Origin of the sequence: Peredibacter starrii, from assembly GCF_034259205.1 — a bacterium.
GTDB lineage: Bacteria > Bdellovibrionota > Bacteriovoracia > Bacteriovoracales > Bacteriovoracaceae > Peredibacter > Peredibacter starrii.
The window spans coordinates 3,609,645-3,634,690 of record NZ_CP139487.1 but is presented as its reverse complement, the minus strand read 5'-3'; the positions used below and the strand labels follow the sequence as shown (position 1 = coordinate 3,634,690).

The 25,046-nt window shown below is 43.2% G+C and carries 27 protein-coding genes; 13 read left to right on the top strand and 14 right to left on the bottom strand.

Features of this window, described 5'->3' with window-relative positions:
* Nucleotides 1-10 precede the first annotated feature (10 nt).
* Genes hflX through SOO65_RS18160 form a run of 6 tightly spaced genes read right to left on the bottom strand, consistent with a single transcriptional unit; the run spans nucleotide 11 to nucleotide 5,846 of the window.
* Nucleotides 11-1,342, bottom strand: a complete 1,332-nt coding sequence (gene hflX, locus SOO65_RS18185; RefSeq protein ID WP_321393758.1) for a GTPase HflX — start codon at nucleotides 1,340-1,342, stop codon at nucleotides 11-13.
* Nucleotides 1,339-2,193 (bottom strand): pantoate--beta-alanine ligase, encoded by an 855-nt coding sequence (panC, locus tag SOO65_RS18180; RefSeq protein WP_321393755.1) that lies wholly within the window; start codon nucleotides 2,191-2,193, stop codon nucleotides 1,339-1,341. The genes hflX and panC overlap by 4 nt, the downstream gene beginning before the upstream one ends.
* The gene (gene coaBC / locus SOO65_RS18175) at nucleotides 2,187-3,416 is read right to left on the bottom strand and encodes a bifunctional phosphopantothenoylcysteine decarboxylase/phosphopantothenate--cysteine ligase CoaBC (protein ID WP_321393751.1); all 1,230 of its coding nucleotides are present in this window, start codon (nucleotides 3,414-3,416) and stop codon (nucleotides 2,187-2,189) included. The genes panC and coaBC overlap by 7 nt, the downstream gene beginning before the upstream one ends.
* Complete coding sequence (locus SOO65_RS18170) at nucleotides 3,413-4,156, bottom strand: type III pantothenate kinase (RefSeq protein ID WP_321393748.1); 744 nt, start codon at nucleotides 4,154-4,156, stop codon at nucleotides 3,413-3,415. Before SOO65_RS18170 ends, coaBC begins: the two co-directional genes overlap by 4 nt.
* Complete coding sequence (gene panB, locus SOO65_RS18165) at nucleotides 4,156-4,917, bottom strand: 3-methyl-2-oxobutanoate hydroxymethyltransferase (protein WP_321393745.1); 762 nt, start codon at nucleotides 4,915-4,917, stop codon at nucleotides 4,156-4,158. Before panB ends, SOO65_RS18170 begins: the two co-directional genes overlap by 1 nt.
* On the bottom strand, nucleotides 4,914-5,846 hold the full coding sequence (locus tag SOO65_RS18160) for a ketol-acid reductoisomerase (protein WP_321393742.1): 933 nt from the start codon (nucleotides 5,844-5,846) through the stop codon (nucleotides 4,914-4,916). Before SOO65_RS18160 ends, panB begins: the two co-directional genes overlap by 4 nt.
* Before the next feature lie 76 nt (nucleotides 5,847-5,922).
* Here SOO65_RS18160 and SOO65_RS18155 point away from each other — a divergent pair, with 76 nt between their 5' ends.
* The 5 genes from SOO65_RS18155 (at nucleotide 5,923) to SOO65_RS18135 (ending at nucleotide 9,676) form a co-directional block, all read left to right on the top strand.
* Nucleotides 5,923-6,723, top strand: coding sequence for an aminotransferase class IV (locus SOO65_RS18155; protein ID WP_321393740.1), 801 nt, complete (start codon nucleotides 5,923-5,925; stop codon nucleotides 6,721-6,723).
* On the top strand, nucleotides 6,720-6,947 hold the full coding sequence (locus SOO65_RS18150) for a DNA gyrase inhibitor YacG (protein ID WP_321393737.1): 228 nt from the start codon (nucleotides 6,720-6,722) through the stop codon (nucleotides 6,945-6,947). The genes SOO65_RS18155 and SOO65_RS18150 overlap by 4 nt, the downstream gene beginning before the upstream one ends.
* Nucleotides 6,907-7,761: an inositol monophosphatase family protein gene (locus tag SOO65_RS18145; RefSeq protein WP_321393734.1), complete on the top strand. Its 855-nt coding sequence runs from the start codon at nucleotides 6,907-6,909 to the stop codon at nucleotides 7,759-7,761. Before SOO65_RS18150 ends, SOO65_RS18145 begins: the two co-directional genes overlap by 41 nt.
* A 95-nt stretch (nucleotides 7,762-7,856) precedes the next feature.
* Nucleotides 7,857-8,867, top strand: a complete 1,011-nt coding sequence (locus SOO65_RS18140) for a hypothetical protein (protein ID WP_321393732.1) — start codon at nucleotides 7,857-7,859, stop codon at nucleotides 8,865-8,867.
* Between the two features lie 2 nt (nucleotides 8,868-8,869).
* A complete protein-coding gene (locus SOO65_RS18135) occupies nucleotides 8,870-9,676 on the top strand; it encodes a HEAT repeat domain-containing protein (RefSeq protein WP_321393730.1) in 807 nt (268 codons plus the stop codon).
* 9 nt (nucleotides 9,677-9,685) lie between these two features.
* Here the strand turns inward: SOO65_RS18135 and SOO65_RS18130 are convergent, their stop codons facing one another.
* The gene (locus SOO65_RS18130; protein WP_321393727.1) at nucleotides 9,686-10,210 is read right to left on the bottom strand and encodes a hypothetical protein; all 525 of its coding nucleotides are present in this window, start codon (nucleotides 10,208-10,210) and stop codon (nucleotides 9,686-9,688) included.
* Nucleotides 10,211-10,262: 52 nt separating this feature from the next.
* Between SOO65_RS18130 and SOO65_RS18125 the strand changes: the two genes are divergently transcribed.
* Both SOO65_RS18125 and SOO65_RS18120 read left to right on the top strand, forming a co-directional pair.
* A complete protein-coding gene (locus tag SOO65_RS18125) occupies nucleotides 10,263-11,252 on the top strand; it encodes a KpsF/GutQ family sugar-phosphate isomerase (protein WP_321393724.1) in 990 nt (329 codons plus the stop codon).
* Entirely contained in the window at nucleotides 11,249-11,833 is a 585-nt protein-coding gene (locus SOO65_RS18120) for a hypothetical protein (RefSeq protein ID WP_321393721.1), read from the top strand. The genes SOO65_RS18125 and SOO65_RS18120 overlap by 4 nt, the downstream gene beginning before the upstream one ends.
* Here SOO65_RS18120 and lnt read toward each other — a convergent pair.
* The 3 genes from lnt to SOO65_RS18105 form a co-directional block, all read right to left on the bottom strand.
* Complete coding sequence (gene lnt / locus SOO65_RS18115) at nucleotides 11,786-13,330, bottom strand: apolipoprotein N-acyltransferase (protein WP_321393718.1); 1,545 nt, start codon at nucleotides 13,328-13,330, stop codon at nucleotides 11,786-11,788. The genes SOO65_RS18120 and lnt overlap by 48 nt on opposite strands.
* Nucleotides 13,331-13,351: 21 nt before the next feature.
* Nucleotides 13,352-14,392, bottom strand: coding sequence for a S8 family serine peptidase (locus SOO65_RS18110; protein WP_321393714.1), 1,041 nt, complete (start codon nucleotides 14,390-14,392; stop codon nucleotides 13,352-13,354).
* Nucleotides 14,393-14,611: 219 nt separating this feature from the next.
* Nucleotides 14,612-14,983 carry a TraR/DksA family transcriptional regulator gene (locus SOO65_RS18105; protein ID WP_321393711.1) on the bottom strand — a complete coding sequence of 124 codons (372 nt, stop codon included), beginning with the start codon at nucleotides 14,981-14,983 and terminating at the stop codon, nucleotides 14,612-14,614.
* A 222-nt stretch (nucleotides 14,984-15,205) separates the two neighbouring features.
* Here SOO65_RS18105 and SOO65_RS18100 point away from each other — a divergent pair, with 222 nt between their 5' ends.
* On the top strand, nucleotides 15,206-15,688 hold the full coding sequence (locus SOO65_RS18100) for a flavin reductase family protein (protein WP_321393708.1): 483 nt from the start codon (nucleotides 15,206-15,208) through the stop codon (nucleotides 15,686-15,688).
* Nucleotides 15,688-17,028 carry a trypsin-like serine protease gene (locus SOO65_RS18095; RefSeq protein ID WP_321393705.1) on the top strand — a complete coding sequence of 447 codons (1,341 nt, stop codon included), beginning with the start codon at nucleotides 15,688-15,690 and terminating at the stop codon, nucleotides 17,026-17,028. The genes SOO65_RS18100 and SOO65_RS18095 overlap by 1 nt, the downstream gene beginning before the upstream one ends.
* Here the strand turns inward: SOO65_RS18095 and mltG are convergent, their stop codons facing one another.
* The 3 genes from mltG to dinB are packed head-to-tail and all read right to left on the bottom strand — an operon-like array spanning nucleotide 17,029 to nucleotide 19,648.
* Nucleotides 17,029-18,057 carry an endolytic transglycosylase MltG gene (gene mltG, locus SOO65_RS18090; RefSeq protein WP_321393702.1) on the bottom strand — a complete coding sequence of 343 codons (1,029 nt, stop codon included), beginning with the start codon at nucleotides 18,055-18,057 and terminating at the stop codon, nucleotides 17,029-17,031.
* 31 nt (nucleotides 18,058-18,088) lie between these two features.
* Entirely contained in the window at nucleotides 18,089-18,562 is a 474-nt protein-coding gene (gene ruvX, locus SOO65_RS18085; RefSeq protein WP_321393700.1) for a Holliday junction resolvase RuvX, read from the bottom strand.
* Between the two features lie 15 nt (nucleotides 18,563-18,577).
* Entirely contained in the window at nucleotides 18,578-19,648 is a 1,071-nt protein-coding gene (dinB, locus tag SOO65_RS18080; protein WP_321393697.1) for a DNA polymerase IV, read from the bottom strand.
* A 198-nt stretch (nucleotides 19,649-19,846) separates the two neighbouring features.
* On the opposite strand from dinB, the gene rho reads away from it, so the two are divergent.
* The 4 genes from rho to SOO65_RS18060 all read left to right on the top strand — a co-directional run bounded on the left by rho (nucleotide 19,847) and on the right by SOO65_RS18060 (nucleotide 24,489).
* Nucleotides 19,847-21,421 carry a transcription termination factor Rho gene (gene rho / locus SOO65_RS18075; RefSeq protein WP_321393694.1) on the top strand — a complete coding sequence of 525 codons (1,575 nt, stop codon included), beginning with the start codon at nucleotides 19,847-19,849 and terminating at the stop codon, nucleotides 21,419-21,421.
* Nucleotides 21,418-22,542, top strand: coding sequence for a DUF1385 domain-containing protein (locus SOO65_RS18070; protein ID WP_321393691.1), 1,125 nt, complete (start codon nucleotides 21,418-21,420; stop codon nucleotides 22,540-22,542). The genes rho and SOO65_RS18070 overlap by 4 nt, the downstream gene beginning before the upstream one ends.
* Before the next feature lie 22 nt (nucleotides 22,543-22,564).
* On the top strand, nucleotides 22,565-23,635 hold the full coding sequence (gene prfA / locus SOO65_RS18065; RefSeq protein WP_407676972.1) for a peptide chain release factor 1: 1,071 nt from the start codon (nucleotides 22,565-22,567) through the stop codon (nucleotides 23,633-23,635).
* 89 nt (nucleotides 23,636-23,724) lie between these two features.
* Nucleotides 23,725-24,489: a HemK/PrmC family methyltransferase gene (locus SOO65_RS18060; RefSeq protein WP_321393690.1), complete on the top strand. Its 765-nt coding sequence runs from the start codon at nucleotides 23,725-23,727 to the stop codon at nucleotides 24,487-24,489.
* Here the strand turns inward: SOO65_RS18060 and SOO65_RS18055 are convergent.
* Nucleotides 24,486-24,824 (bottom strand): hypothetical protein, encoded by a 339-nt coding sequence (locus tag SOO65_RS18055; RefSeq protein ID WP_321393687.1) that lies wholly within the window; start codon nucleotides 24,822-24,824, stop codon nucleotides 24,486-24,488. The two genes, SOO65_RS18060 and SOO65_RS18055, sit on opposite strands and share 4 nt — an antisense overlap.
* Between the last annotated feature and the right edge of the window lie 222 nt (nucleotides 24,825-25,046).

Below are 25,046 nucleotides of genomic sequence, written 5' to 3'. Positions count from 1 at the left end.
TAAATTTTTTCTAAATTGAAGTTGGATTTTCCCAGTCTTTAGCTTCCGACGGAGCCAAAATAAAATTATTGAGGCCGAGTTGTTGGAAAATAAAATCTGGAATTCGAATGCGATAAAAAATTCCCTGCTCATGTGAAACAGAATTAATGATGTTCGCATTTCCTCTGATTCTCGAGTGAGCTTCACCCGCTTCATAAGGAACAAATAGATCGTAATGATCCTGTTTTGAGAGGAAGAAATTGATGATGTACTCGCGAAGATTCTTCATATCTTCTTCATCATAAGAAGAAACTAAAAATGAATTTGGATAGTTTCTCATGATGATCCGAGCACGAACTGGATCATTTAATAGATCTTTTTTATTGAAGACAATGATCTGTTGCTTTTCTTCAATCTTAAGCTCTTTCAAAACTTCTTGAGTAACGCGCAGATGTTTTTGGTAATTTGGATCTGAAATGTCACAAGTGATGACAAGCAGGTCGGCCTCAAGAGCAGATTCAAGAGTTGTTTTGAAACCTTGGATGAGTGTGTTCGGAAGGTTTGAAATAAATCCCACCGTATCAATCATAATCATCGGCGGCTTAGAATCCGGGTTGAGTGTGCGGAAAGTTGAATCAAGAGTTGCGAAGAGCTTGTTCTCTTCCAGTACATTCACCTTACACAGGCGGTTCATGAGAGAAGATTTACCAGCGTTGGTGTAACCAACCAGAGCAGCAGTAACCGCCTGGTTCTGACGCTTTTTTCTTTGTTGTTCGCGGGATTTTTGAACTTCATCAAGTTGCTTTTTGTAGAACTCAATACGTTCACGCACCATACGACGGTCAAGCTCGAGTTGTTGTTCACCCTCACCACCGATCGCGGCACCAGATGCTCTTTGTTTAGAGAAGTGACCCCACATGGCAGTCAATCGAGGAAGAAGATATTGCAGGCGAGAGATCTCAATCTGGATTTTTGCTTCTTTTGTACGTGCGTGGTGGGCGAAGATCTCCAGGATAACGGTATTTCGGTCTACCACTTCCATCTTGGTGATGGCCTTGATGTTACGAACCTGAGAGGCAGTTAATTCAAAGTCAAAAACCAGGACAGAAGAGCCTTCTTCACGGGCAGCGTCCGCAATTTCGCTTAATTTACCTTCGCCCAGCATAGTTGCCGGATCCAGGTGCTTACGATTTTGGACGTATTCTTCACCATCGATGAGGCCCAGAGTTTTAAGGAGTTCACGCAATTCACGAAGAGAATTATTTGTTTCAAGAACCGTAGAATGACTTTCAAATTTATCACATACCAGTGAAACAAGTGAGGCCTTCTGGCCGAGTGGAAGTTTAAACTCTTCGTGATTCATTCAATCTCCACTTGCGTGTTGTCCAGCAGGCGAGTTGTGCCCATCTGATAAACCGCAAGAATTGTAATTTGTTTAGAATGAGAAATATCTTCTGAAAGCGTTTCAGCGTCTCTCATTTCAAGGTAGTTCCAGTTTGGATCCTTGAGAAGGGTAGAGATAAAGGTCTGCGCTTGAGAAAGATTTGCTCGTTTATTATTAATCGTTTTTGTAATTTCTTTGAGTGTTCTTGAAATCAAGAGCGAAGTCGATTTCTGCTCTGGAGACAGGTATTGATTACGGCTAGAAAGGGCCAGCCCCTCAGCTTCGCGAATAATCGGCATACCAACAATTTTGATAGGCATCTGCAGGTCTTTCACCATCTGGCGAATGACGAGGTATTGCTGAAAATCTTTCAGGCCAAAATAGGCCGATGTCGGTTTCATTAATTCAAATAAGCGGTATACCACCGTTGCCACTCCATCAAAATGCCCTGGACGGATCTTGCCTTCCAGCATGGTGCTCAATCCAAGGACTGAAACATTCTGATTCTTAGACTCAGGAAAAACTTCCTGTGGGTCTTTAGGAGAATAAACGACAACCTCTTTCTTGGGAAAACGCTTCGTGAGTTCTTCAATGAGATTTATGTCCTGCTCAAGTGTGCGAGGGTAACGGTTGAAATCCTCATTTGGCCCAAACTGCTTAGGATTGACGAAAATAGAGAAGTAAACTACCTCGTATTCCGTTAATGCGCGCTCGAGTAAAGAAATGTGCCCTTGATGGAGATTTCCCATGGTAGGAACGAATCCAACTGGTCTTGTTTCTTTGGAGCGAATGTCATTAAGTTCTTGAGTCGTGCGAACGAGAGTTACCATGTGATCTTGCCTTCAAACCAGGCAACAAGTTTTTTTCCCAGTTCGAGTTTGCTTAGTTTGAGTGGACCTTTAATTGTCTCCGGCCCAACGAAAAAGTATTCGCCTTCGGCCTTTTGAAATCCTTGAACTTCAGGACTACCGATGAGGCCATTGGCCACTTTATTTCCGATCATAAGATCGACCGGCTTGCGATTCATTTTTTCCTGAAAAACTTCTTTCGTTGTTTCTGTCTCAGCGGCGAAGCTCACGATCTTTTGTTTCTTTCTGATGGAAAGAATTTCTTTCAGAATGTCGGCCGCCTGTCTGAAGGGAAGGGAAGTTCCCATCGCTTCTTTCTTAAGCTTGATCGTCGCGGTATCAAATTCGATATCAGCAATGGCGCCTGTTGAAATATAAAGATCAGATTCTGGAAACACTTTAACCGCTGCTTGTTTCATCAGCTCAGTGGTCGGCGTTTTTAGAAGTTTGAAGTTTGGATGTCCCAAAAGGTTATCAATCGCAGGTGTGCATTGATGACCAGCAAGAACTGTCACTTCGTAGCCTGACATAAGAAAGGCCTTTGCCACTGACATGCCCATCGCTCCACTTGAAGGATTCGTGATGTATCTTACTGGATCAAGCGGAGAGGCGGTGGCACCCGCTGTGATCACAACCTTTTCTTTTTTAGGAAGAGTCGGATCAAATGTTTCAATCAGATCAACTACTGCTGAGACTTCGGGAAATTTCCCACTACCGATATCTCCACAAGCGAGAAGTCCTGCCACTGGATTAATGATTCCGATCTGCGGAAGTGCTTGAAGATTTTTAATATGATCTTGAATGCGTGTGTTCTGCCACATTTGAGTGTTCATCGCCGGAAACATCAGTACCGGTTTGGAACCATAGGCCAGGTATACACTCGAGAGAAGATCATTGGTGATTCCCATCGCAAGACGAGAAATTGTATTCGCACTGGCAGGTGCGATGATTAATTTATCGGCCCACTTTACCAGTTCGATATGAAGCACAGTTGAAGTCTTTGCTAGATTGCCCGGAACGAAATCATCAGTCGGTAAATAAACTGCTTCGATACCTAGATAACGAAATGTTTCTGGTTTGATGAATTCCAGGGCCCCAGCAGTTAAAATGACTTTTACGGAATGACCATTTTTCACCAGTTGTCTGGCGACGTCGTAACTTTTAAAACTGGCGATAGATCCAGAGATACCTAAGAGAATGTTCATAGTGGCTCAATCTGAGTAGTCATCCAATATTGGAGGGCCCAGTGTATCAAATGGGGATGTCCCTCCACAACTAGGCCGGTTTTCTCAGTCGTAAAAAATCCTTCCCAAAGGGTCGTTAAACCGCCCGTAAGGACGATTTTTTGGATTTTATGCTCTGAAATGAGGCTTTTGGCCAGCGCGGCAAAGGCGGAATAACTCTCAGTAATGGCGTCAGCGGTTTCCTGGGGAAGTTGGTGTTTAAAATTCAAAGTCAGGGGAACGTCTTTAAGTTGTTCGCCTTTTCCATAGGTCGAGAAGTAGGCCTCAGTTCCTGGAATGATATAACCACCCATGAAACCGTTTTCAGTTATCACATCCATCGTGACGAAAGTTCCGGCATCGATAAGGAGAGTTGGAATCTTTTCTTTTTTATAACAATAGAAGGCCTCAATTAATCGGTCTTCACCGAGAGTCTTGGCATAATTCACCGGCATGCCCGCAAAGCGAGTTCCACGCCAATATTCTTTCACTCGAGTGATGAGATAGCCTTGTTCCGCTAGGGGAGCGAGCTCTTCTTCACGGGACTTCACTTCACACAACACCACACTAGAGTTGTTAGCACTCATGCCTAATTGGTTGGTGTAGATTTGAAGTTCGTTGAAAGGAACCACTTTGATGAGGTCCCATTTACCGTCTACTTTCTGGAAGAGTCCTGCGTGAGGGTTAGAGTTGCCGAAATCGAGTGTAATCAGTCCTTGCATTATTTTCTCTGGTCGATGAGATATTGAGTAATAAGATTTTTTCTTTCTTGATAGTGATCTGCGATTGGTGGGCAGAACTTAGGTGGAGTTCTTGCTCCCATTTTTAAAAGATCGTTGATCACAAGAACCTGGCCATCAGTTTTTCTTCCGGCACCAATCCCGATAGTCGGGATTTTAAGTTCTTCAGTAATACGAGTCGCGACACCTTCTTCCACCATTTCAAGCACGATAGAAAAACAACCTGCCGCTTGAAGGGCACGGGCCTCTCGCAAGAGACGTTCACCATCGTCTTCAGTTTTACCATGCGTGAAATATCCACCCAGTTGATGAACCGATTGCGGAGTAAGACCAATATGGCCCATAACTGGAATACCAGTTTGAGTCAGACGTTCAATCAGTTTCAATTGATAGGGAAAAGCACCTTCAAGTTTGATGGCCTCACAACGAGTCGCCTGAAAAAGTTTCGTGGCGGAATGTACACCTTGAGTGACCGTTGAATAACTTCCAAATGGAAGGTCGACGATAAGAAATTTATCAGGAGCACCTCTTCGGACTGCCTTGCCGAAAATTTCCATCTCAGTCAGTGTCACTTCAACTGTTGTTTCATATCCCAGCACCACATTTCCAACTGAGTCGCCAACCAGGATCATGTCCAGATCAGTTTCGTTAAAAAGTTGGGCCATTTGAAAATCGTAACAAGTCAGGACCTGAAGTTTTTGTCCTTTGGCCTTTTTGATGTCACGAAGATTTAATTTTTTCATGGAGAGTCCTGATGAATTTTATGAAAAGTTTTCATGAGAGGAGATTTTGCCCAACGTTCGCGAATGATTTTTCTCGTCTCTTCAACATTGGCAGCATCTAGCTCTTGATCAAATTTACCGTTCTGGATCTCAGTAAAAAGAGATCGAAGGTTTGAATGAAATTCTGGGGTAAATAGTTTGTGATATCCTTTCTCTGCACCGATCAGGGCATTAGGACTGATAAGATCAAAGAAACCTTCCGGTCCTTTATCAACCATGGCGTTCACAATAAGTTTCAGTTCGTGCCAACATTCAAAGTAAGCAAGTTCTGGTTCAATTCCTGCTTCCACTAAGTGGCGAAACATTTCACCAGCAGCGTAGGGAACAAGCGAACAAAGAAGCCCTTGTTCTGAATAGAGATCCGCTTGGGTCTCACGCTCAAAACTTGTCATATAGGGGCCCATGTTAATTCCCATGGCCTTGGCCAGGTTCATTAACCATTTTTCAATGGCGAGAGTTTCCCCCTGGTAAAACTCGAGTGAGTAAACTGCACCTAGTTTTCCTTTAAGTTCATACTGACGACGAAGTTCTGAGCCAATTGATTTAGGCGCATAAAGCACGTGTTGCAGATGAGGGAAGCGAGTATGGAAATTATGCTTTAACAGTGAGAACCCATGAGCGTAAAGAATCACGCTGCCTTTGTGAAATTTGTCACCGTGAGCAGTCATGAGTTCCTGGTGAGTCAGATCCGGAGTGAGAAGTGCAAAGGCCTCACCAGAATAAAAATCGGAACTACCAATTTCAACAACGTCGAAACCAAGTTTAGTTGCAATCTCAATGGAAGGGCTCTCTGGCTTCAGCGCCACTCTGACTGGGAATCCTGAATCTTTGAGGTTTTGTGACCAGGCACGAGCCTGATTTCCAAAGCCAATGATGGTTAGTCGCATCATAAAAATGACTAGTTTGAAACTCCTCATCAAAGCTATCATGAGTATTCGAACGTTGGCCAAGTTTTAAGAGGTAAAAGTGTCAGAAACTCATAATAGAGCATTTATGTATGGAGAATCAGTTTTTACCACTGTGCGAATGTTCGATGGGGTATTACAAGATTGGGAATATCACTTCGATCGCCTTCGAAAAGGCACTGAATTTCTCTATGGACCTTTCACTGACGCAGATGAGTGGGTCGGGATTTTCAAGAACATGCTAGAGACTCGCATGCTCATGGAAAATGGCGACCGCGTTCTTCGTATCACGGTCTATCGCGAGCAGCAGGGGCGAGGTCTCATTCGCAGTGGTTTGATTTCAGTAACTGATTTAAAGCTCCACTTATCATCTACTCATTTTGATAAAGTAAGAACTGATGGAGTGTTTAAGCTCCGAACATGTCCGGCGATTATGCGTCCGAGATGGTGGCCCTCTTTCTTGAAGGCCGGGAATTATCTTGAAACCATCTTGGCACAAAAAATTTATCTAAAAGACATTGATGACGATCTTTTGTTTCTGGCTCCTGATGATACGATTTTGGAATCATCTGTGGCGAACATCTTCGTGGTGAGACGAGGCAAACTCTATACTCCACCTGCTGGGCCCAATGTTCTGGAAGGTGTGATGCGAAGAAAGGTCCTGGATGTTTCAAAAGAATTTTTTGAAGAGACGGAGGAAGTCGCCTCAAATATTGATCAAGTTTTGAAGGCCGATTTGATTTTTGGTACCAATTCTGTTCGCGGTTTGTTTTTAGTGGACCACATCGACGGCAACGAATTAAAGTATACTCAGGAAATGTTGGCAAAATTTGAAATGTTAAAGGTAAGAGTCTTAAGATGAAACAATTGGCAGTGACTTGCCCAAACTGTAAGAAAAAATTTAATTACTACTCTTCGGAGTTTCGTCCTTTCTGTTCGGAAAAATGTCGTCTGATTGATCTGGGTCAGTGGCTGACTGAATCTTATACTGTGCCGGTAGAAAAACTTACTGAAGAAGAAATCCAAACTCTGGAAGAGCTCGTTCATGAAAAAAACGCTGAAGAAGAAAAAAAGCACCACCATTGATCTATCCAAAGTTCTGGAGCTCATGATTGAGTGGTCCTTTGAATGCGGTGGAATTCTCAATTCTCATTTAATCCGTTCATATAATGAGCCACTAAAACTTCTTGATAAAGGTAAGCAAGGTCTGGCGACTGAGGCCGATCTTTTATCTGAGGCCTATGTCATGAAGCAAATTCATGCACATTTTCCTGATCATAAAATTCTTTCGGAAGAAGACGCCTTTTCACGTGAGCTTAAGATGGAAGGCGTGGATGAAGATCAGTATCTTTGGTTAATCGATCCGCTTGATGGAACGAATAATTTCTTCAATAAAGTTCCATTTTTTTGCGTCAGTCTCGCCCTTAATAAAGGAAGCGAAACTCTTGTTGGTGTGGTTTACAATCCTGTGACCTGCGAACTTTTCTATGCAGTTCGCGGCGGTGGTGCTTATCTCATGCGCTTAGTAGGGGACAAGGAAATCAAAATTCGTCTTAAGGCCACCAAGTCCAAGAAGGTTTTTAAAGAAGCACTTTTGTCGGCCAATCTCACAAGTAAGCGCGTTGAAAAAGATTTACTGAAAAGTTTTCCTGAAGTTCGTGCCATGAGACGTTTGGGAAGTGCGGCCCTTGAACTTAGTTATGTGGCCGCCGGAATGCTCGATGCTTACTGGGAATATCGTCTGCAGCCCTGGGACATGGGCGCAGCTGGTTTAATTTGCGAGGAAGCCGGAGTAAAAATCTCAACCATCAAGGGCGAAAAGTACCATCCATTCGGGGTATCTGTTCTTGCTGCAGATCCCGCTCTCTATGCCCCTTTGAAGAAGATCCTTAACAAGTAGAAAATTCTTTACTTTGACAAGAATTCTGATGGGTTAGATAATGTAAACACTAAGCAGCGTGTTTATCGCTAGCGAACTATATCCACGGAGGGGTTGTGTTCGATTCTGTCATTAATTACATGGATAAATTTGGGCCTGAACTATTGGTCATTCAGTTCGGTTTTCTTATTATCCTTTCAACTCTGTTCTTATGGTTATGGTTTTCGAACCGTCGTAAATACCACAATCTAAAACATGCTATTCCAGCAACGGTTGTTAAAAGCTATTTAGATTCAATCATCCAAAATTCAACCGCACTTAAATCGTCTCTTTTCAGAGGGGGCGGATTAGATGTTACAGGTGGAAGTGTTCCTTCAGTAATGCCTCTTCAAAATCTTGGTGGTGGTGATGGACTTGCTGTCTCTGGTGCGCCATCAACGGCATTACTAGAAGAGATCAATCAAAAGAAAGCCTATATCGCTTCACTTGAATCACAACTTTCTTCAACTCAAGGTTCTCAAAGAGAAATTGAAACAAAACTAAATCAGTCTCAAGGTAATTTGAATTCTGCTGAAGGCAAAATCAAAGAACTTGAAAAGCTTCTGGCCGATGCTCGCAATAATGCAGGTGCAGCAGCTGGCGGTGGAGCAGGGGACGCTGGTCTTAAGAAAGAACTAGATATGGTAACAAGAGAGCGCGATGAAATTCGCGATCGCTTGAAAGAGTTTGAAATCATCTCAGATGATCTTGCGAATTTAAAACGCCTTCAACAAGAGAACGAACAACTTAAGCGTTCACTTGCGGCCCAAGGTGGAGCAGCTCCAGCACCGGCCCCAACTCCTGAACCGGCCAAGGCCATCGATCCAAATAACATCCTTTCAACTGCTGATGTTTCAGACCTACTTGCTGATTTAGGAAATTCGACTCCTGCTGAAAGCACCACTGATACAAATGCACTGGAAGATTTCCTTGCTTCTGAAGAACCGGCCGCTGAGGCAGCTCCTGAAGAAGATACTTCTGAGGCCGATATGCTGGCCGCCATGAATGAACAAAAATCAGACGACAAATCCAAATCAGATAAGACTCCTGAAGATCTTCTATCTGAATTTGAAAAAATGCTGGGGTAAAAATGAAACTGGCCGCTCTTGTGTGTCTCATGGGGATTTCTTCGCTCTCATTTGCTGCGGCAACTGAGAAAAAAATCCAATTATTAAAGGACCCAAACGGCAGAACCATGCCTCTTGTAAAAGAAGATGTGGTGACCCTGGATAGACTTCAAAATATGTTCATGATGGACGCTCGTACTCCGGGTCTTCATGCCATGTTGAAGCGGCATACTTTTAAGCACCGTCAGAAAGCAGTGCCAGTTCTTATCAAAGTCATGAAAGAGAGTAAGTACCCTGAACAAAACCGTTGGCATGCAACCATGCTACTGGCGCAAGTGATGGGAACGAAATCTGCTCCATTTATTGCTAAATTTGCTGATCATCCGCACTGGATGATGAGAGTGGCTGCTTTGAAGGCCCTTCTTGGTCTTCGTCAGGCAGAGTACCACGCAGTTTACGCTAAAGCACTTAAAGACCCTTCTCTCATCGTGAGAGTGCAGGCCCTGGATAATATTTCTCAACTCAAGATTACGTCACTTGGTCCAAATGTTTGGAGCATGATGTATGACCAAAGTAACTACACTGGAGAGAAGGGCGCTCGCAAGAGAACTTCAATCGTAAAAAGTATCATTCGCACTGTAGGGGATGTGAAGTTTGAGAAGGCACAGAAGCCTCTCGCAAAACTTATTCAGAAACCTAAGTATCAAGACCTCATGGATGATCTGGATTATTCTCTGGAAAAAATCACTGGGGAAGTTTCACCGAACTCGGTAGAACAACGTCGTAAGTTCTGGTCAAAGGTCGCTTTGACGAATGGTAAGACGATCTAGTTTAAAAAATTATTGAATACCGCTGTTTTCTAACTGCTCTTTCTCGCGGGCCTTATCGATTTCTTTAAGCCTGTTATCGATGGCCACGAGACGTTCAATTCTATAGAGAAGGGTCTTCTCGGCTATTCCATCAGTTGAAACTTCTTTCCAACCTTGAAGGAAATCTTGCTCCATAAGCTGGCGCTTATAGATCGTGACTTTACTTACTTCACGTCCACCACGGAAACCTTTAACCACGTTAACCACAAGCTTATACTTTGCGGCCTTCACAGCATCGGCGGAACCGAATGAATCGGCGAAATTCACTTCCAGAGTGTTATCCATCCAGCGGGTCTTAATAAAACCAGCTTCTTGGTTCTGTTGTGCGATGTCATATTTTCTCATCACCTGGATCACGGCCTGCCAAGTTTGGTTGTAATCGGCCTTGTAGATTTTTGTCGGAATTTCTAGCTCTTCCGTAATCTGACGGAACTTTTCATAGCTAGCGCATCCGCTCAAACCTAAAATCATGGTGACTAAAAGAATAAATTTCATAAGAATCATGTTATCAACGAATCAGATAAAAAGAAATTCTTTTGGAACGCACATGGACCACAAAAACATCTTTACCCAAGTACTAAAAACTGAAGCTCAGGCACTGGAGCTTGCGGCCTCTCGTTTTACGGAAGAACAGGCCCAAAAGCTTGTTGCCCTTTACGAGCAGCTGGTAAACACCGGCGGAAGCTTGATTATTTCAGGGGTAGGGAAGTCAGGGCACATTGGAACAAAGATCGCGGCCACTTTCTCATCACTGGGACTTCCTTCTTTCTTCCTTCACCCAACCGAGGCCATGCACGGTGATCTAGGTCGAGTGACAAAACTTGATGCCATAGTGCTTATTAGTAAATCCGGTACGACTGAAGAACTACTTAATATGATCCCTTACGTGCAGATTCCGAAAGAAAGAATTGTGGCATTGGTAGGGAAGGTTGATTCTCCTATTTCTCATAAGTCAGGTCTTGTTTTGGATGCTTCAGTAGAAAAAGAAGCTTGTATCAATGATCTTGCTCCGACTACAAGTACAACACTTGCCCTTGCGATGGGTGATGCCATGGCCGTGCTATATGAAAATGTGATGGGTGTTTCGAAAGAAAAATTTGCGGTCAACCATCCAGCGGGTCTTCTTGGTAAATCTCTTTCATTAACAGTTGATCGCTTAATGATTAAAGCAAGTGATTGTCCAACTGTTGCTGATAATGCCACTCTTCAGGACGCCATTCTTGCCATGACTCAAAAACCAGTCGGCATGTGTGCGATTATCTCAGGTTCAAAAATGCTGGGAATTTTGGTTGAAGGTGATATCAGACGTGCTTTTGCTAAATCAGCTGACGCCATCAAAACACCTGTGAAAGACATTATGACAGCAAAGCCGACGACGGTCGCTTCAACGACACTTGCTTTTGATGCTCTCAAAATCATGGAAAATCCGTCACGCCCATTGAACGTCTCTCCGGTTGTTGATGAAGGTGAGTTCAAAGGTGTTCTAAGACTCCATGATCTCTTCAAAGCGGGATTTAATTCATCACTTAGCAAATGAAATACAAACTTGTTTCCCTGAATGAAACTCAGAACTTTCGTGAAGTCACGAAACAAATGGATGACATTTATGGGGAACAAGAACACATTCCTGATCACATCTTAAAAATTCTCTCTCATAAATATCCGGAACTTTTTCAGGTCATCTATTCAAATAAAGAACTTGTCGGCCACTTAATCGTGCTTCCTTTTAATGAAGTAGGACTTCACAAAATTACGGATGATGAAAATGATGAAGGTGACTTTGAACTCACTGACTTCAACCTAGACCGCAATCCAGAATCTCCAGTCTATTTCTTTGTCTATTCGATTTATGGTAAGAACATTCACGCTTCTACTCACATGATTAAGCAAATGTGTTTTGGCGTAAAAAGTTATGAGAAAGAAGTCTCTAGCTCTTCATTTATTTTCGCTGAATGCGTAAGTCCTGAAGGAGTTCGCTTGAGTGAGAAATTGGGACTTCGTCTGTACCACTCATACAATTTCAGAGGCACAGACCTACATCTCTACAAAACAGATCTAAAAAATTTTGGATTAATCTTTTCTTCTCTCGAGAAACCAAGTCACCAGCATCAGAACTAAGAAAATGCCCACAACTGGAAACACTCCATATTCTTGATACGGAGTACTCAGACCAGTTCCCATGGGAACATTCACATCTAGAGTTCCCTCAGTCCCAATCTCAAGTCTCTTCGACTCAGAACCATCCGGAAAAATCACCGAGGTAATACCAGTATTCGTACTTCTCACAATCGGAAGTTGAAACTCAAGGGCACGCCATTTTGAGAGAAACAAATGCTGATAAGGTTCGGCAGTATCGCCATACCAAGAATCGTTTGTGTGATTCACAATGAAGCGCGTTTCCTTCCACTGATTAAGAAGGCCCCTCATGTAGTTACTCTCTAGGATCTCGTAACAAATCGGAGTAACGAAGCGATAACCAGTTCTCGTTTCCATCAAAGGAGTGCCTTCACCGCGAGCGAAAAGTGAAACGGCCGGAACAATCGAAATGATCTGGCGATTAAACGGCCCAAAAGGAAGGGTCTCACCAAATGGAATCAAGATGTTCTTGTGATAAGCGACTTTAAATTTGTTATCACTCATAAGAACTGAAGAGTTGAAAACAGTTTCCATAAAATCAAAAGGTGACTTCGTTGGATCCTGATCATACCCACCCACCAGCATCTCTGCTTTGGTGATGTTCATGATGTCCTGGAAAATAAAATCTAAACGAGTGCGTTCACCCACGAAGGCGTTGGGATAAGCGGTCTCTGGCCACACGATGAGTTCAGGATTGAAGCCATTCTGAACTGTCGAGAGATCCAGATATTTCTTATTGATCGACTGATAAGAATTTTCGTCACCCTTTTCAGAAGAAACTTTCAAAAAGTTTCCGATGTTCGCCTGAACCACACGAACCGGAAGTGTCTTATCAGAAAGTGTGTCTTTCAGAGGAGAAATCGCATTCAGAGCAACAAAGGCCACGAGTGCGATCCACACTTGCGGACGGAACTTCTTCAATGCGAGTTGAGTGAAGGTTTCAAGGGAGACCCAATAAGTCATAAAACTAAAGGCCACCACACCTAAAATCGGAGCAAGCCCCAAGTAAGGCGCCAAATTCAGCCAAGGGCTTCCCGCATAAGAAGGAAACTGCTGTGGAAAATATCTCTCCATAATCGTCATCACAAACGCCGTGATGAGAATCCCTTTCTGCGAGTACCACTGAAAGTCCGGACGCCATCTTTTCCAGACCGCGTACAACCACCAGTGAGGTTGAAGAATGAGTGAGAACAAGAGCCCCAATAAAACAGAGATGATCCAAGGCAGTTGCCCAAACTCACGAAGTGTATGAGGGATCCAATAATAGCCAACGAGATTTAAACCAAGATTGTAGGCGAGAATATGCAGCAAAGTGCTCTTCACATTAGGAGCAACTTCCAGGCGCCACAGGAAAAAAGGCAAAGCCAAAAATAATAGTGGAAACCAGCCATCGCCGAAAATTGAGGGATAACAAAGGGCATAGAGTCCGCCCGCAACTACAGTAAGAGATAGGGAGAGAATAAGGGACTTTAACTTCATCCCTTCATTGTAGGGTAATTATTAACGGTTAGCTACAGCGCGAGCAGCTGGAGTACCAAGTTTATTGTTCACTTGATCAGCTAGTTCGATTGCGCGACCAGCATCAAGTTTACCAGCACCAAGGATCTTACCATCAAAGTTTTTCACTTTAAGAGAAGACGAAAGGATGATGTTCTTGATTTGATCGTATTTAAGAGATGGGTGCTTTGACTTAATCATAGCAGCAACACCAGTTACGAAAGCAGTCGCTTGAGATGTACCAGTCATATAACCAGCACCGTTATTTGGAATCGCTGAACGGATGCGGTGACCAGGAGCTGCGATATCAACTGAGTTCTTACCGTAGTTAGAAGAAGGGATTATGTTAAGACCATCATCGTGAGCACCAACAGTAATGATATTAGATAGACCGTATGAAGCCGGGTAGTAAGCGTGGCGCTTGTCGTCAATGTTTGAACGCTCGTTACCAGCTGCTGCGATAACAAGGATACCTTTCTTTTCAGCTTCTTTAAGAACGCGAAGTTCTTCTACTGAAGCTTCAGGACCGCCGCCAGAGTAGTTGATGACATCAACGTTATTATCAACAGCATATTTAAGAGCTTTGATAGTTGCATCTAGGTTCGCCTGACCAGAAGCTTTTGGATTGTAATATTTAAGGGCCAGGATTTTAACTTCTGGGAAGATCGACTTCACGATACCGGCAACGTGAGTTCCGTGACCGTGAGCATCTGTTGGAGCATTTGTTACTTTCTCGCCAGAGAAATCTACACCAAAATTTGTTGATGAAACTTTCCCGTGTGGAACGTAGATATTATTGATTAGGAAAGCGTGGTCACCCTGGATACCAGTATCAACTACGGCAACTACGATATCTTTGTTCTTTTTGAAGTTGTTCCAAGATTCTTTCAGATTGATAGAGGCCAGGTGTTTATCTGGATCGATACCCCATGAAGCGTAACGAGAGATAAGAAGTTCTGGGTTGTAAGCTAGACCGGCAGCTGCTGCTACTGAAAGCTTTAAGCTGAGGGCTACTACGAAGAGTGTTTTAACAGCTTTTTTCATTCCCAATCCTTACCACGGTTAAAGTTCAAAAGGGGAAGCGTTCAAGCTTCCGTGTAATTATGTAAAGCAAGCCGTTTGCCAAGTTTGGGGATAGGGTATTCAGGGGTTAGGTGGGTTTGGGTGTCTGATTTGTGAGAGTTGTCTAATATATAGACACTAACTTTTGGGCATAAAAAAAGGACCCTTGAAGGGTCCTTTTGATTAGGACTGAATTTAGGACTAGGCCTGTTTCCAAACCTGCGATTCTTCACGCTCTTTTTCTTCAGCGTGAGTAATACAAAGTTCGGCCCATGGCTGGTTTTCCAGACGTTTCATACCGATTTCTTCGTCACACTCTTCACAGTGGCCGTAAGTACCTTCTGCGATTCTATCAAGAGCAGCATCGATACGGCGTAGTTTTGCATATTCGCGATCACGGATCGTGCAGTTCAATTGTTGTTGAATAAGTGAAGAAGCAAGGTCTGTTTCGTCCGAAAGATCCTCTTCCGCAACATGCAAGTCCTCAGATTTGTTAAGAAGGCCTACATTCAAGATTTGCTGACGTTGTTTCAGCAGCAACTCTTTGAAATGTTCCAATTTCTTTTTATCCACAGGATCCTCCCTGGAGTCCGATAATAAACGAGCCTTGAAAACGACCCACTTCCCTCTATTTTAAAGGTATAGGGGGCACGACTCAAGTGACACATCTTATCGGCAATAATTTACCAAAAATTGAATAAAAAGCTCTGCGTTAAGGTTTTCTTAAGGTCAAATTTGACAAATCTGCTTTTGGCTCGCTAAGGTTAATTATGACATTAATGAAAACGAGGATTTATGCTGCTTAGCGATATTGCTACCTCTGTTGGGCATATTCCTTCGGGTCTGTTTATTGTGGCCGTACAAGATACTGCTACAGGTGTGATCGATGGCTATCTGGCCAGCTGGGTTCAGCAGGCGTCTTTTAGTCCAATGATCGTTTCTCTTGCCATCAAGCCGGGCCGCCCAGCTTACGACCTGATCAAATCTGGTAAACCTTTTGCGATTAACATTGTCGGCGACCACGACAAGTCTTACCTTAAACATTTCTGGAAAGGGTATGACCCGGCCAGTAATCCGTTTAGCGAGTTGCCTCATCAGATTGGTGCCAATGGCGGCGTCATTTTGAATCAGGCGAAATCTGCTATCGAGTGTCAGATGATCGATTCGGTTAAACCGGGTGATCACGACATCGTTTACGCCAAAGTTCTCTCTTCTTATAAAATGAGTGAGGAATCTAAACCAATGGTCCACATCCGTAAGTCAGGAGCTGACTACTGATGTCATTGCGTTTCTTGTTAACCACTACATTGCTGTTGGGGATGGGTGTCTTCGTTGGATGCGGGAAGAAGGCCAAGAACGATAATGAATTCGTGGCTTCTCGTCCAAATCTAGAGCCGTCTGAAATGGACATGCTTCTTTCTCGTCAGGAAGTTGCGTGTGACGGAAATCAGGCCTGCCCTAACTATCTGACTAAGATCGCAGTTGTTAACAATAACAAACTAAACTTCTGTACCGGTTTTCTGGTTAATGAAAATACAGTGGCCACAAGTTCAAGCTGTTTACCAAATCTTTTGAGATTAGTAGGACAGGACTGTAGTCGTGATATTTTCTTCTTTTTTCCAAAAACTTCGAATCGTCCGGCCGAAAGAGTGGGCTGTAAGCAAGTTCTTCAAGTTTCTCAATTAGACGGCAATGATCCTATTCTTTGGCGTGATGATGTGAGCTTCCTTGAACTTTCTACTCCTTTATCTAATCGTCGTCAGGCAAGTATTAGTCGTGATGGTCTGGCCAATGCGAAAGAATATCAAACATGGTTTGTGGACCAACAAGATGACTATACCGCCATTATTCGTCGTGAGTACTGTGAGGCCGCTTACAATACTTACATCAACCCGCTTGCTTCAAACATCTCTTCACCAAGTATGGTTTTCAACAACTGTGAAATGAAGAATGGAAATACCGGCGCTCCAATTCTCGATTCAAAAGGTAAAGTCCGTGCCGTCGTGTCTTCGAATATGGATGCGAAACTAAGAACTTACTTAGAGTCGACCGGCCTTCTTACAACTTCGCTAAGACAGATGTTTCATGCCACAAGTTTTGCTTGTGCTCCAACTATCGATAACAGTGAAATGCTGGATGAGAAAGAATGTACAAAAGACCTGAACTATAACAAGGTCGATCGCCTTCGCTCTGAAATGCTTTCAAACAGTAACTGCTTTGCTGATCTTAAGAAAAAACTTGAAGCTTCACTTGAATCGGCCAGCAAATACATCAGTTTCGGAGTAAAACTCATTCCGAATGGTGATTATCAGCGCGCAGAAGTTTATCCAAAGTGCTTCAAGCCTCTTGCTAGCTGGATCGCAACTCTGAATAACACTCGCAATAATTATGTGATGGAAATGGCCCTTCCAAATAGTACATTTAAACGTGCAATGGATGAGTATGGTCGAATTTACGGAGCGGCGGTGGATACGAAGAATGAAAAGTTCTTCCTGCAATTCTCACTAAAGAGTCTTCGCAGTATGAAGTCATCTACAGTTTACATGTGGAATGATGCTGTAAATAAGACCTTCCCGGAAATGTCCGAGACCTGCGAAGAATCTTTCATCGAAGAATAATTACTGCTTAAGATTTCTCCAGCTCTTTCCTTCTCTTGCCTTTGAATTCCTCTGAAAACTTTGAACTGCTTTCTCATGGTCCTGATAGGTCTTAGAGAAAACGTGCGTTCCATCGTTCTTACTAACAAAATAAAGGAAATCATGTTGAGCAGGATTAAGCACAGCTTGGATCGCCTCTAGACTGGGGTTTGAAATCGGGCCTTGAGGTAATGCTGGAATTTTATATGTATTATAAGGAGTCATTTCCAGAAGGTCGGCCTTCTTGATGTTACCTTGATAGCGAGACCAGATACCGTAGATAGTTGTGGGATCTGATTGAAGGCGCATGCGCTTTTTCAAACGATTCGTGAAAACACCTGCAATGGCCGGACGTTCTACTTTGGCACCTGTTTCTTTTTCAACCACTGAGGCAAGAGTGATCACCTGATGTTTATTTAAGAACGGGTGATTGAAATCAATGTTTTTAGTTCTCTCATTAAATAAATCAATCATGGCCTTCACAACTGTTTTAGCAGAAGTGTTAGGAGCGAATCGATAAGTCTCAGGATAAAGATAACCCTCTAGGTTCTGCGCCTGGGCACTTAATTGGGTGATCAGACCTGGATGTTTAACAGCATCCAGAAATTCCGTTTCAGTCGTGATGCCGGCGTTCGCGAAAATCCTCGCGATCTCGTACATGTTTTTTCCTTCCGGAATTGTGACACTCGTAAGATTTGGCTGACCATAAACTAATGTATCTAATACTTGCCCCATGTTTGAGCCAGTCGTGATGGTAAAGTTACCGGCACGAAACTTCGACATAAGACCTTTATATTTAGCGTAGTAGTGGAACACACGAGTATTCGGAATAAGACCTTCATCATAAAGACGACGGTTAATTCTCCCGAAAGTTTCTCCACTTTTTACAGTGAAGGTTTTGTCCGGGCCTGTGTAGCTTTGATTAAAGATGAACGCCACTACTACTGAAAGCATAATAAGTGCAAGTAAAGGGGCCGCAACCAATGTTGCGAATAGAGTTTTCTTTAGCATCGAATCCATCCGATAGAGTTATATCAATAGATTATAAACCAGGACGATGCTTTGTGCGGCGGATAAAATCTTCCAAAATCACACTGGCCGCGACCGCATCAATTTGCTTCAGATCCACTTGGAAATTATAGCGTGGGGAATTTTTCATTCGAGATTCGGCCTCAAAAGTCGACAGAGTCTCATCTTGCTCCTCAATAGGGAGAGTAAAATGCTCCCGTATAAAGTTCACAAAATTTTGCGCCTTAGTAGTGGTGCTTGTCTTTTGCCCATCGGTCAAATGCGGAAGGCCAATGACGATCAGATCCACAAATTCATCATCAATAATTCGTTTGAGTTCTTTGATGACGGCATCCGGACCTGTGTTTTGAATTCTGCCGTATGGGGTAGGAAAGGGATCACGATTCACGCAAAAAGTGGCAACTCCAATAAACTTCTCCCCGAAATCCATCGCAAGAACGGTCTTTAAATGAAGAGGATGATCGGTTGGTAGTGCAAATTCTGACATGATGTTCGTTGTAGCTTAAAGCTTTGGTTCCGTCAAAAGCGAGAGTTGATAGTTGTTCTCATCCATGACCTTTTCCTCTTCAAATTTTACTCCCACTCCTAAGAGACGAACCGGTCGGGGATCCTGGGCCCAACGTTCTTCTAATAGATAGACAAAACTTTCTTCATTAAAAGGCATCTGTCTTTCGATGGTGGTTTGCTTGAAGTCGAAATACTTAATTTTCACGTGAAGATTTTTTACAGTTCGATCTTCATAGTGAGCAAGATCGTTTTTAACTTCTTCCACCATGCGGACCAAATGAATTTTCATCTCATCAAAATTGGAAATGTCCTTAGAAAAAGTTTCCTCAGTCCCTAGAGACTTTCTTTCATATTCCGTCTCAACTTCTCGCTCATCGTGACCACGGCAATAATCAAAAAGCGCGTCTCCGAATTTGCCAAAGTGATAAATAAGTTCACTGCGAGTGTAGCCCTGCATATCAAGACAAGTTTTAATTCCCATCTCATGCATATGTTTGGCCGTCACTTTACCGATCCCGTGAATGCGTTCAATCGGAATGGTTTTCATAAAGTCTTCAATGTCTTTGGGCGCGACAGTGAATTGGCCATTCGGCTTTCTATAATCACTTGCGATTTTAGCGATCAACTTATTAGGAGCAATTCCCGCGGAAGCTGTGAGCCCTCCGGTTCTCTCATAAATTTTTTTACGGATGTCCTGAGCAATCCAGGTGGCCGAGTTTTGAAACATATCGCAGTCCGTGACATCAAGATAGGCCTCATCCAGTGATAGACCTTGAACGAGGTCCGTATACTCATGAAAAATTTCGAACACGATGTCGGAGGCCTCTTTATATTTAGACATTCTTCCGCGGACCAGAACCAGGTGAGGGCAGAGTTTAAGCGCAGTCTTGGTCGGCATGGCCGAACGAACGCCATACTTTCGGGCCTCATAGTTGGAAGTTGAAATCACTCCACGTCGATCCGACGATCCTCCCACGGCCATTGGAACATTTCGAAGGGCAGGGTTGTCCCGCATTTCGACTGCCGCAAAGAACGCGTCCATATCAATGTGAATGATTTTTCGCATGCGCTCATTTTACGGAAAATTTACGGACTAATCCAGTAGGTAGTTAAATTTTTGTAACCCGTTGAAATCCAGAGATTATACAGGGAGCTAAAACAAGAAATTGACATTGGTGCATTTCGGGTTAAGATAGTCAGGAATCAGACAGTTATATCGACCGGCCATCTTAATCGACGGCCAAATTCCCAAACAAAAAATTTCATGACAACCAAAAAACCAAGAAAATCCGTTCAAGATGATCAAACCGAAACCGTGAGTGCTGAAGCTGAAACAACTCCAGAAGTTGAAGCAAAAGAAGCAGCACCAGCTCGCGAGCCACGTGAACAACGTGAACCGCGTGAGCAGAGACCACCACGCCAAGATCGTGGTGATCGTGATCAAGGCCCTCGTGGTCGTCATCCGCAAAATCGCGGTGGAGATCGTGGAGAACACCGTGGCGAACCTCGTCAACGTTTCCAAGACGATCAGCCAAGACATTCATCACCAACTGAACAAACAAATAGAGTTCCATCTAATCCTGGAGACAGAATGCATTTAAGTGCACTACGTGAAAAAGACATCGAAGAACTAACCAGAATGGCGGAAGAGGCCCAGATTGAAAACGCGGCCGGTTTAAAGAAGCACGAACTTATCTTCTCGCTCCTCACTAAAAAATCAAAAGATAATGAAGAGATCTTCGGTGATGGTGTTCTAGAAATTCTTCCAGATGGTTTCGGTTTCCTTCGTTCTCCATCTTATAACTACCTACCAGGTGCGGATGATATCTACGTTTCTCCTTCTCAAATCCGTCGTTTCGGTCTTCGTACTGGTGACACAATTGAAGGTCAGATCCGTACTCCGAAAGAAGGCGAGCGTTACTTCGCACTTCTAAAAGTAAATCACATTAACTTCCGTGATCCGGAAGCTCACCGTTCAACGGTTCTATTCGATAACTTAACTCCGCTTTATCCGAATAAGAAAATCCAACTTGAATCAAAACCAACTAACTATTCAACTCGTGTGATCGATCTTTTCGTTCCACAAGGTTTTGGTCAGCGTTGTTTGATCGTTGCTCCTCCTAAAGCTGGTAAAACCATGCTTATGCAGGACATTGCTAACTCAATCTCTGATAATCATCCGGAAGCAAAACTTATCGTTCTTCTGATCGATGAACGTCCGGAAGAAGTAACAGATATGAAGCGTAACGTACGCGCAGAAGTAGTTTCTTCGACATTCGATGAACCTGCTACTCGTCACGTACAGGTTGCTGAAATGGTAATTGAAAAAGCTAAACGTCTGGTTGAAGCTAAACAACACGTAGTGATCCTTCTGGATTCAATCACTCGTCTTGCTCGTGCTTACAACACAGTTGTTCCACCGTCTGGTAAGATCCTTTCGGGTGGTGTGGATTCGAACGCCCTTCACAAGCCTAAGCGTTTCTTCGGTGCCGCTCGTAACATCGAGAATGGTGGATCCCTTACAATCATCGCAACTGCGCTTATCGATACTGGTTCGCGTATGGATGAAGTTATCTTCGAGGAATTCAAAGGTACAGGTAACTCGGAAATCCAGCTTGACCGTAAACTTATGGAGAAGCGTGTATTCCCGTGTCTGGATATCAACAAATCGTCTACTCGTAAGGAAGATCTCCTTATGGCCGACAAAGATCTTCAGAGAGTGTTCGTCCTTCGTCGAGTACTTAACCCTATGAATACTATGGATTCTATGGAATTTATCCTTGAACGTATGAGAGATACGAAGACCAACATCGCTTTCTTGGATAAAATGAACGGATGATTAAGACCTTAAAACGCATCATTCTTCTCACGACGAAGCAATATACCTCTATCGGTGGACAGGCCGTTATTGAGGGAGTGATGATGAGATCTCCAAACGCATTTGTTGTTGCGGTTAGAAAGCCGGATGGAAGCATTCGTCTTCGTCGCGACCAATGGTATGGTCTCTCGAAAAAACTCGATTTCTTAAAGAAGCCAGGTCTGCGTGGTGTTCTGATGTTAGTTGAAACTATGGCCAATGGTCTGGTGTCACTAAATTATTCTGCCAACATTGCTATGGCAGAAGAAGAAAGAGAAAAGGCCCTTAAAAAGGGTAAAACGATTGAGGAGTTCGAGGCTTCTCAAAAGAAGAAAGAGAAAGTTGATATCGCCACTTTCCTAACAATGGCCGTGTCTTTTTCTTTTGGTATCGGTTTATTCGTATTTGCTCCTCATATGATTGCGTTTGCTATCGGTGACTTGTTCGGTCAGAGCTGGACACTTGATAGTTTTGCCTTCCATGCTGTCGACGGTGTCGTGAAAGCAATTATCTTCGTCAGTTACATTTGGGGTATCTCGTTTATGAAAGACGTTTATCGCGTGTTTCAATATCACGGGGCCGAACATAAATCGATTGCGACATTTGAAGCAGGAATGGATCTTACGGTTGATAATGCTCGTAAGTTCACAACTCTTCACCCACGTTGCGGTACAAGTTTCATCTTCTTTTTAATTCTGATTTCGATCATCATGTTCTCTGCGGTATTCACTCTGGTACCGATCGGAACAAATCTTCCACCAATTCTTCGTCACGTTGTGGCCGTGTTGTTTAAAGTGGCATTGATGTTACCAGTTGCTGGTATCAGCTATGAGCTTATTAAAACTGCTGGTAAGTGTTCTGATCAATGGTGGGCAAGAGCAATGAGTGCTCCGGGTATGCTTCTTCAGAAATTAACGACTAAAGAGCCGGATGATCAGCAACTTGAAGTTGCTCTTTCTTCGATCAAGGCCGTGTTGTTTCTAGAGGACAAATACAATCTTAAAGATGCTAAAAGCAAAGTGTTGAACCTGGAAGAAATTGATATCCAGAACATCACCGAAATTGAAACTACCAATTCGACTCTGAAAGAATTCTTAGAGTAGTAATCCCTGAAGGAAAATTCCCGTGTTCGATAAATTAGATGCTGTTGTCAGACGTTTTGAAATTCTAACTGAAAGATTGGCCGATCCCTCACTTTATGATCGTGCTCAAGAATTAAGAGAGACAAACGCAGAACGCGCGAACCTTGAACCTATCGTTATCAAATACAAAGAATATAAAAAGATGGTTGCTGATATCGAAGGCAACAAAGACATCATTCATAATGAAAAAGATGAAGAGATGCGTGAAATGGCGAAGGAAGAACTCGCCGAGCTTGAAAAGGGCCTACCAACAGTAGAGCACGAGCTTAAACTTCTTCTTCTTCCAAAAGATCCAAACGACGATCGTAACGTAATCCTTGAGATTCGTGCTGGTGCCGGCGGTGACGAAGCTTCTATCTTCGTGGCAGATGTTTGGCGTATGTATAAAAACTATTTCAACGGTAAAGGCTGGCGCTCTGAAGTTGTATCAATTTCAGAAGGTGACAGAGGTCTTAAAGAGATCATCGTGAACGTTTCGGGTGAAAAAGTTTACTCGAAGATGAAATATGAATCGGGTGTACACCGTGTTCAACGTGTTCCTGATACCGAAGCTCAGGGCCGTATCCATACTTCAACGATTACAGTGGCCGTAATGCCTGAAGCAGACGAAGTAGGGGACATCGTGCTTGATATGAACGAAATCCGCGTGGACGTTTACCGTTCATCAGGTTCGGGTGGTCAGTCAGTAAACACCACCGATTCAGCGGTTCGTCTTACTCACATTCCTACTGGTATCGTAATTGCCATGCAGGATGAGCGTTCTCAGTTGAAGAACAAAGAGAAAGCGTTCAAAATTTTAAAAACAAAACTCTATGACTTAAAAGTTCAGGAAGCGGCCAACAAGGAAGCTTCTATGAGAAAAGGTCTCGTAGGTACGGGTGACCGTTCTGAACGTATCAGAACATATAACTATCCTCAGGGTCGTATTTCAGATCACCGAATCAACTATACGATTTATAACCTTCCTGCCTTCATGAACGGCGACGTTGATGAAGTAATCGACGCTTTGATTGCTCACAACCAGGCGATCCTTCTTCAAGGGACAGAAGAATAGAAACTCTCAGAGAATCCTGGAGTTCCTTCTTTTATCAGCGTGAAACTGAGTTAGGTCATCATTATCCTGGTTTAAATCTTCAGCGCTTTTTGCGAGAAGTTCAGGACATTTTAAAACACCGCTTAACTCATCCCAAGCTCGCCCTTGATCAGGCGAGTTGTTCGGTCTCAGTTAAAACCACAAAAGAATTAGAAAACGATTTTTTGAAAGGCATTCCCTTTGCTTATCTGCTGGAGAAGGCCGAATTCTACGAGAATGTTTTTTATGTGAATTCTCGAGTTCTTATTCCAAGACCTGAAACTGAAGAGTTCGTGGATATTCTCGTGAGAGAGAAAAAGTCTTACTCCAATGTGCTGGATGTAGGGACAGGAAGTGGAGTGATTCTTCTCTCGCTTCTTTTAAAAAATGTGGCCTTGACTGGTCTTGGAGTTGATCTTTCTCCAGACGCTTTAAAAGTGGCACAAACCAATGCCAGAAGGCTTCGCCTTTTAGATCGTTGTGAGTTTCTAAAGTCAGATAGATTGAAAGAGGTGCATGAGTCCTTTGAACTGATTGTCTCTAATCCTCCATACATCAAGTCTAAGAGTCACCGTGACTTAGTTCACCAACAAGTTGATATGCATGAACCACATATGGCGCTTTTCTTAGATGACCAAAACTATAATGCCTGGTTTACAACCTTCTTTACTCAGGTTCGCGATCACTTGCTGCCTGGTGGAGTCTTCATGATGGAAGGGCATGAGCTGGAGCTTGAAGCACAAGCAAAGATTTTGAAAGAGCTTAGTTTTCAGGAAGTCATCGTGATAAAAGATTTTGGTGGAAGTAACCGCTTCTTGAGAGGGAAGAAAGCCTAAGCTTCTTGGTGCTTGGGTTCGAACTTAAAGGCGAAGATCATTGCGGCGAGGGTTTCTTTTTCAGCGAGTCTGGCGCCTCTCAGGAATTCGATTGAGGAAGATCTTTTGGTAACGGTTTTATTGGCACTATCAAAGATTAACTCGAAGTCAATCTCACAGGTTCCTGCTCTGTAATTCCAAAAGATATTAGAAAAACCTTCTAGTTCCTCGAAGATTGCATCAACGAAATCGATGTATCCATCCATAAACTCTTTTGAAGTATTCACTGGACACGCATCAAGCACTTCTAAGCTTAATCGTTTGAAATCTTCACTGTCCTTTTTTATGACTATCATGTTGGACCTTATCGGATAATTCTCTTAAATCTTTTAATAGCATTCTCCAAATGGAATTAATGCTGAATTGAGTTTGGTAATTCGTAGACCCTTTTCTCATGTCTGCAAGACAATCCAGCCCATCTTGAAGGTGAACTTCGTACTTCCTAATCAGCTCTTCCAATAACTTATCCATCTTCAACCTGGCACCTTTTGGACAGGGGGTCTTAAAGATGACCTTTA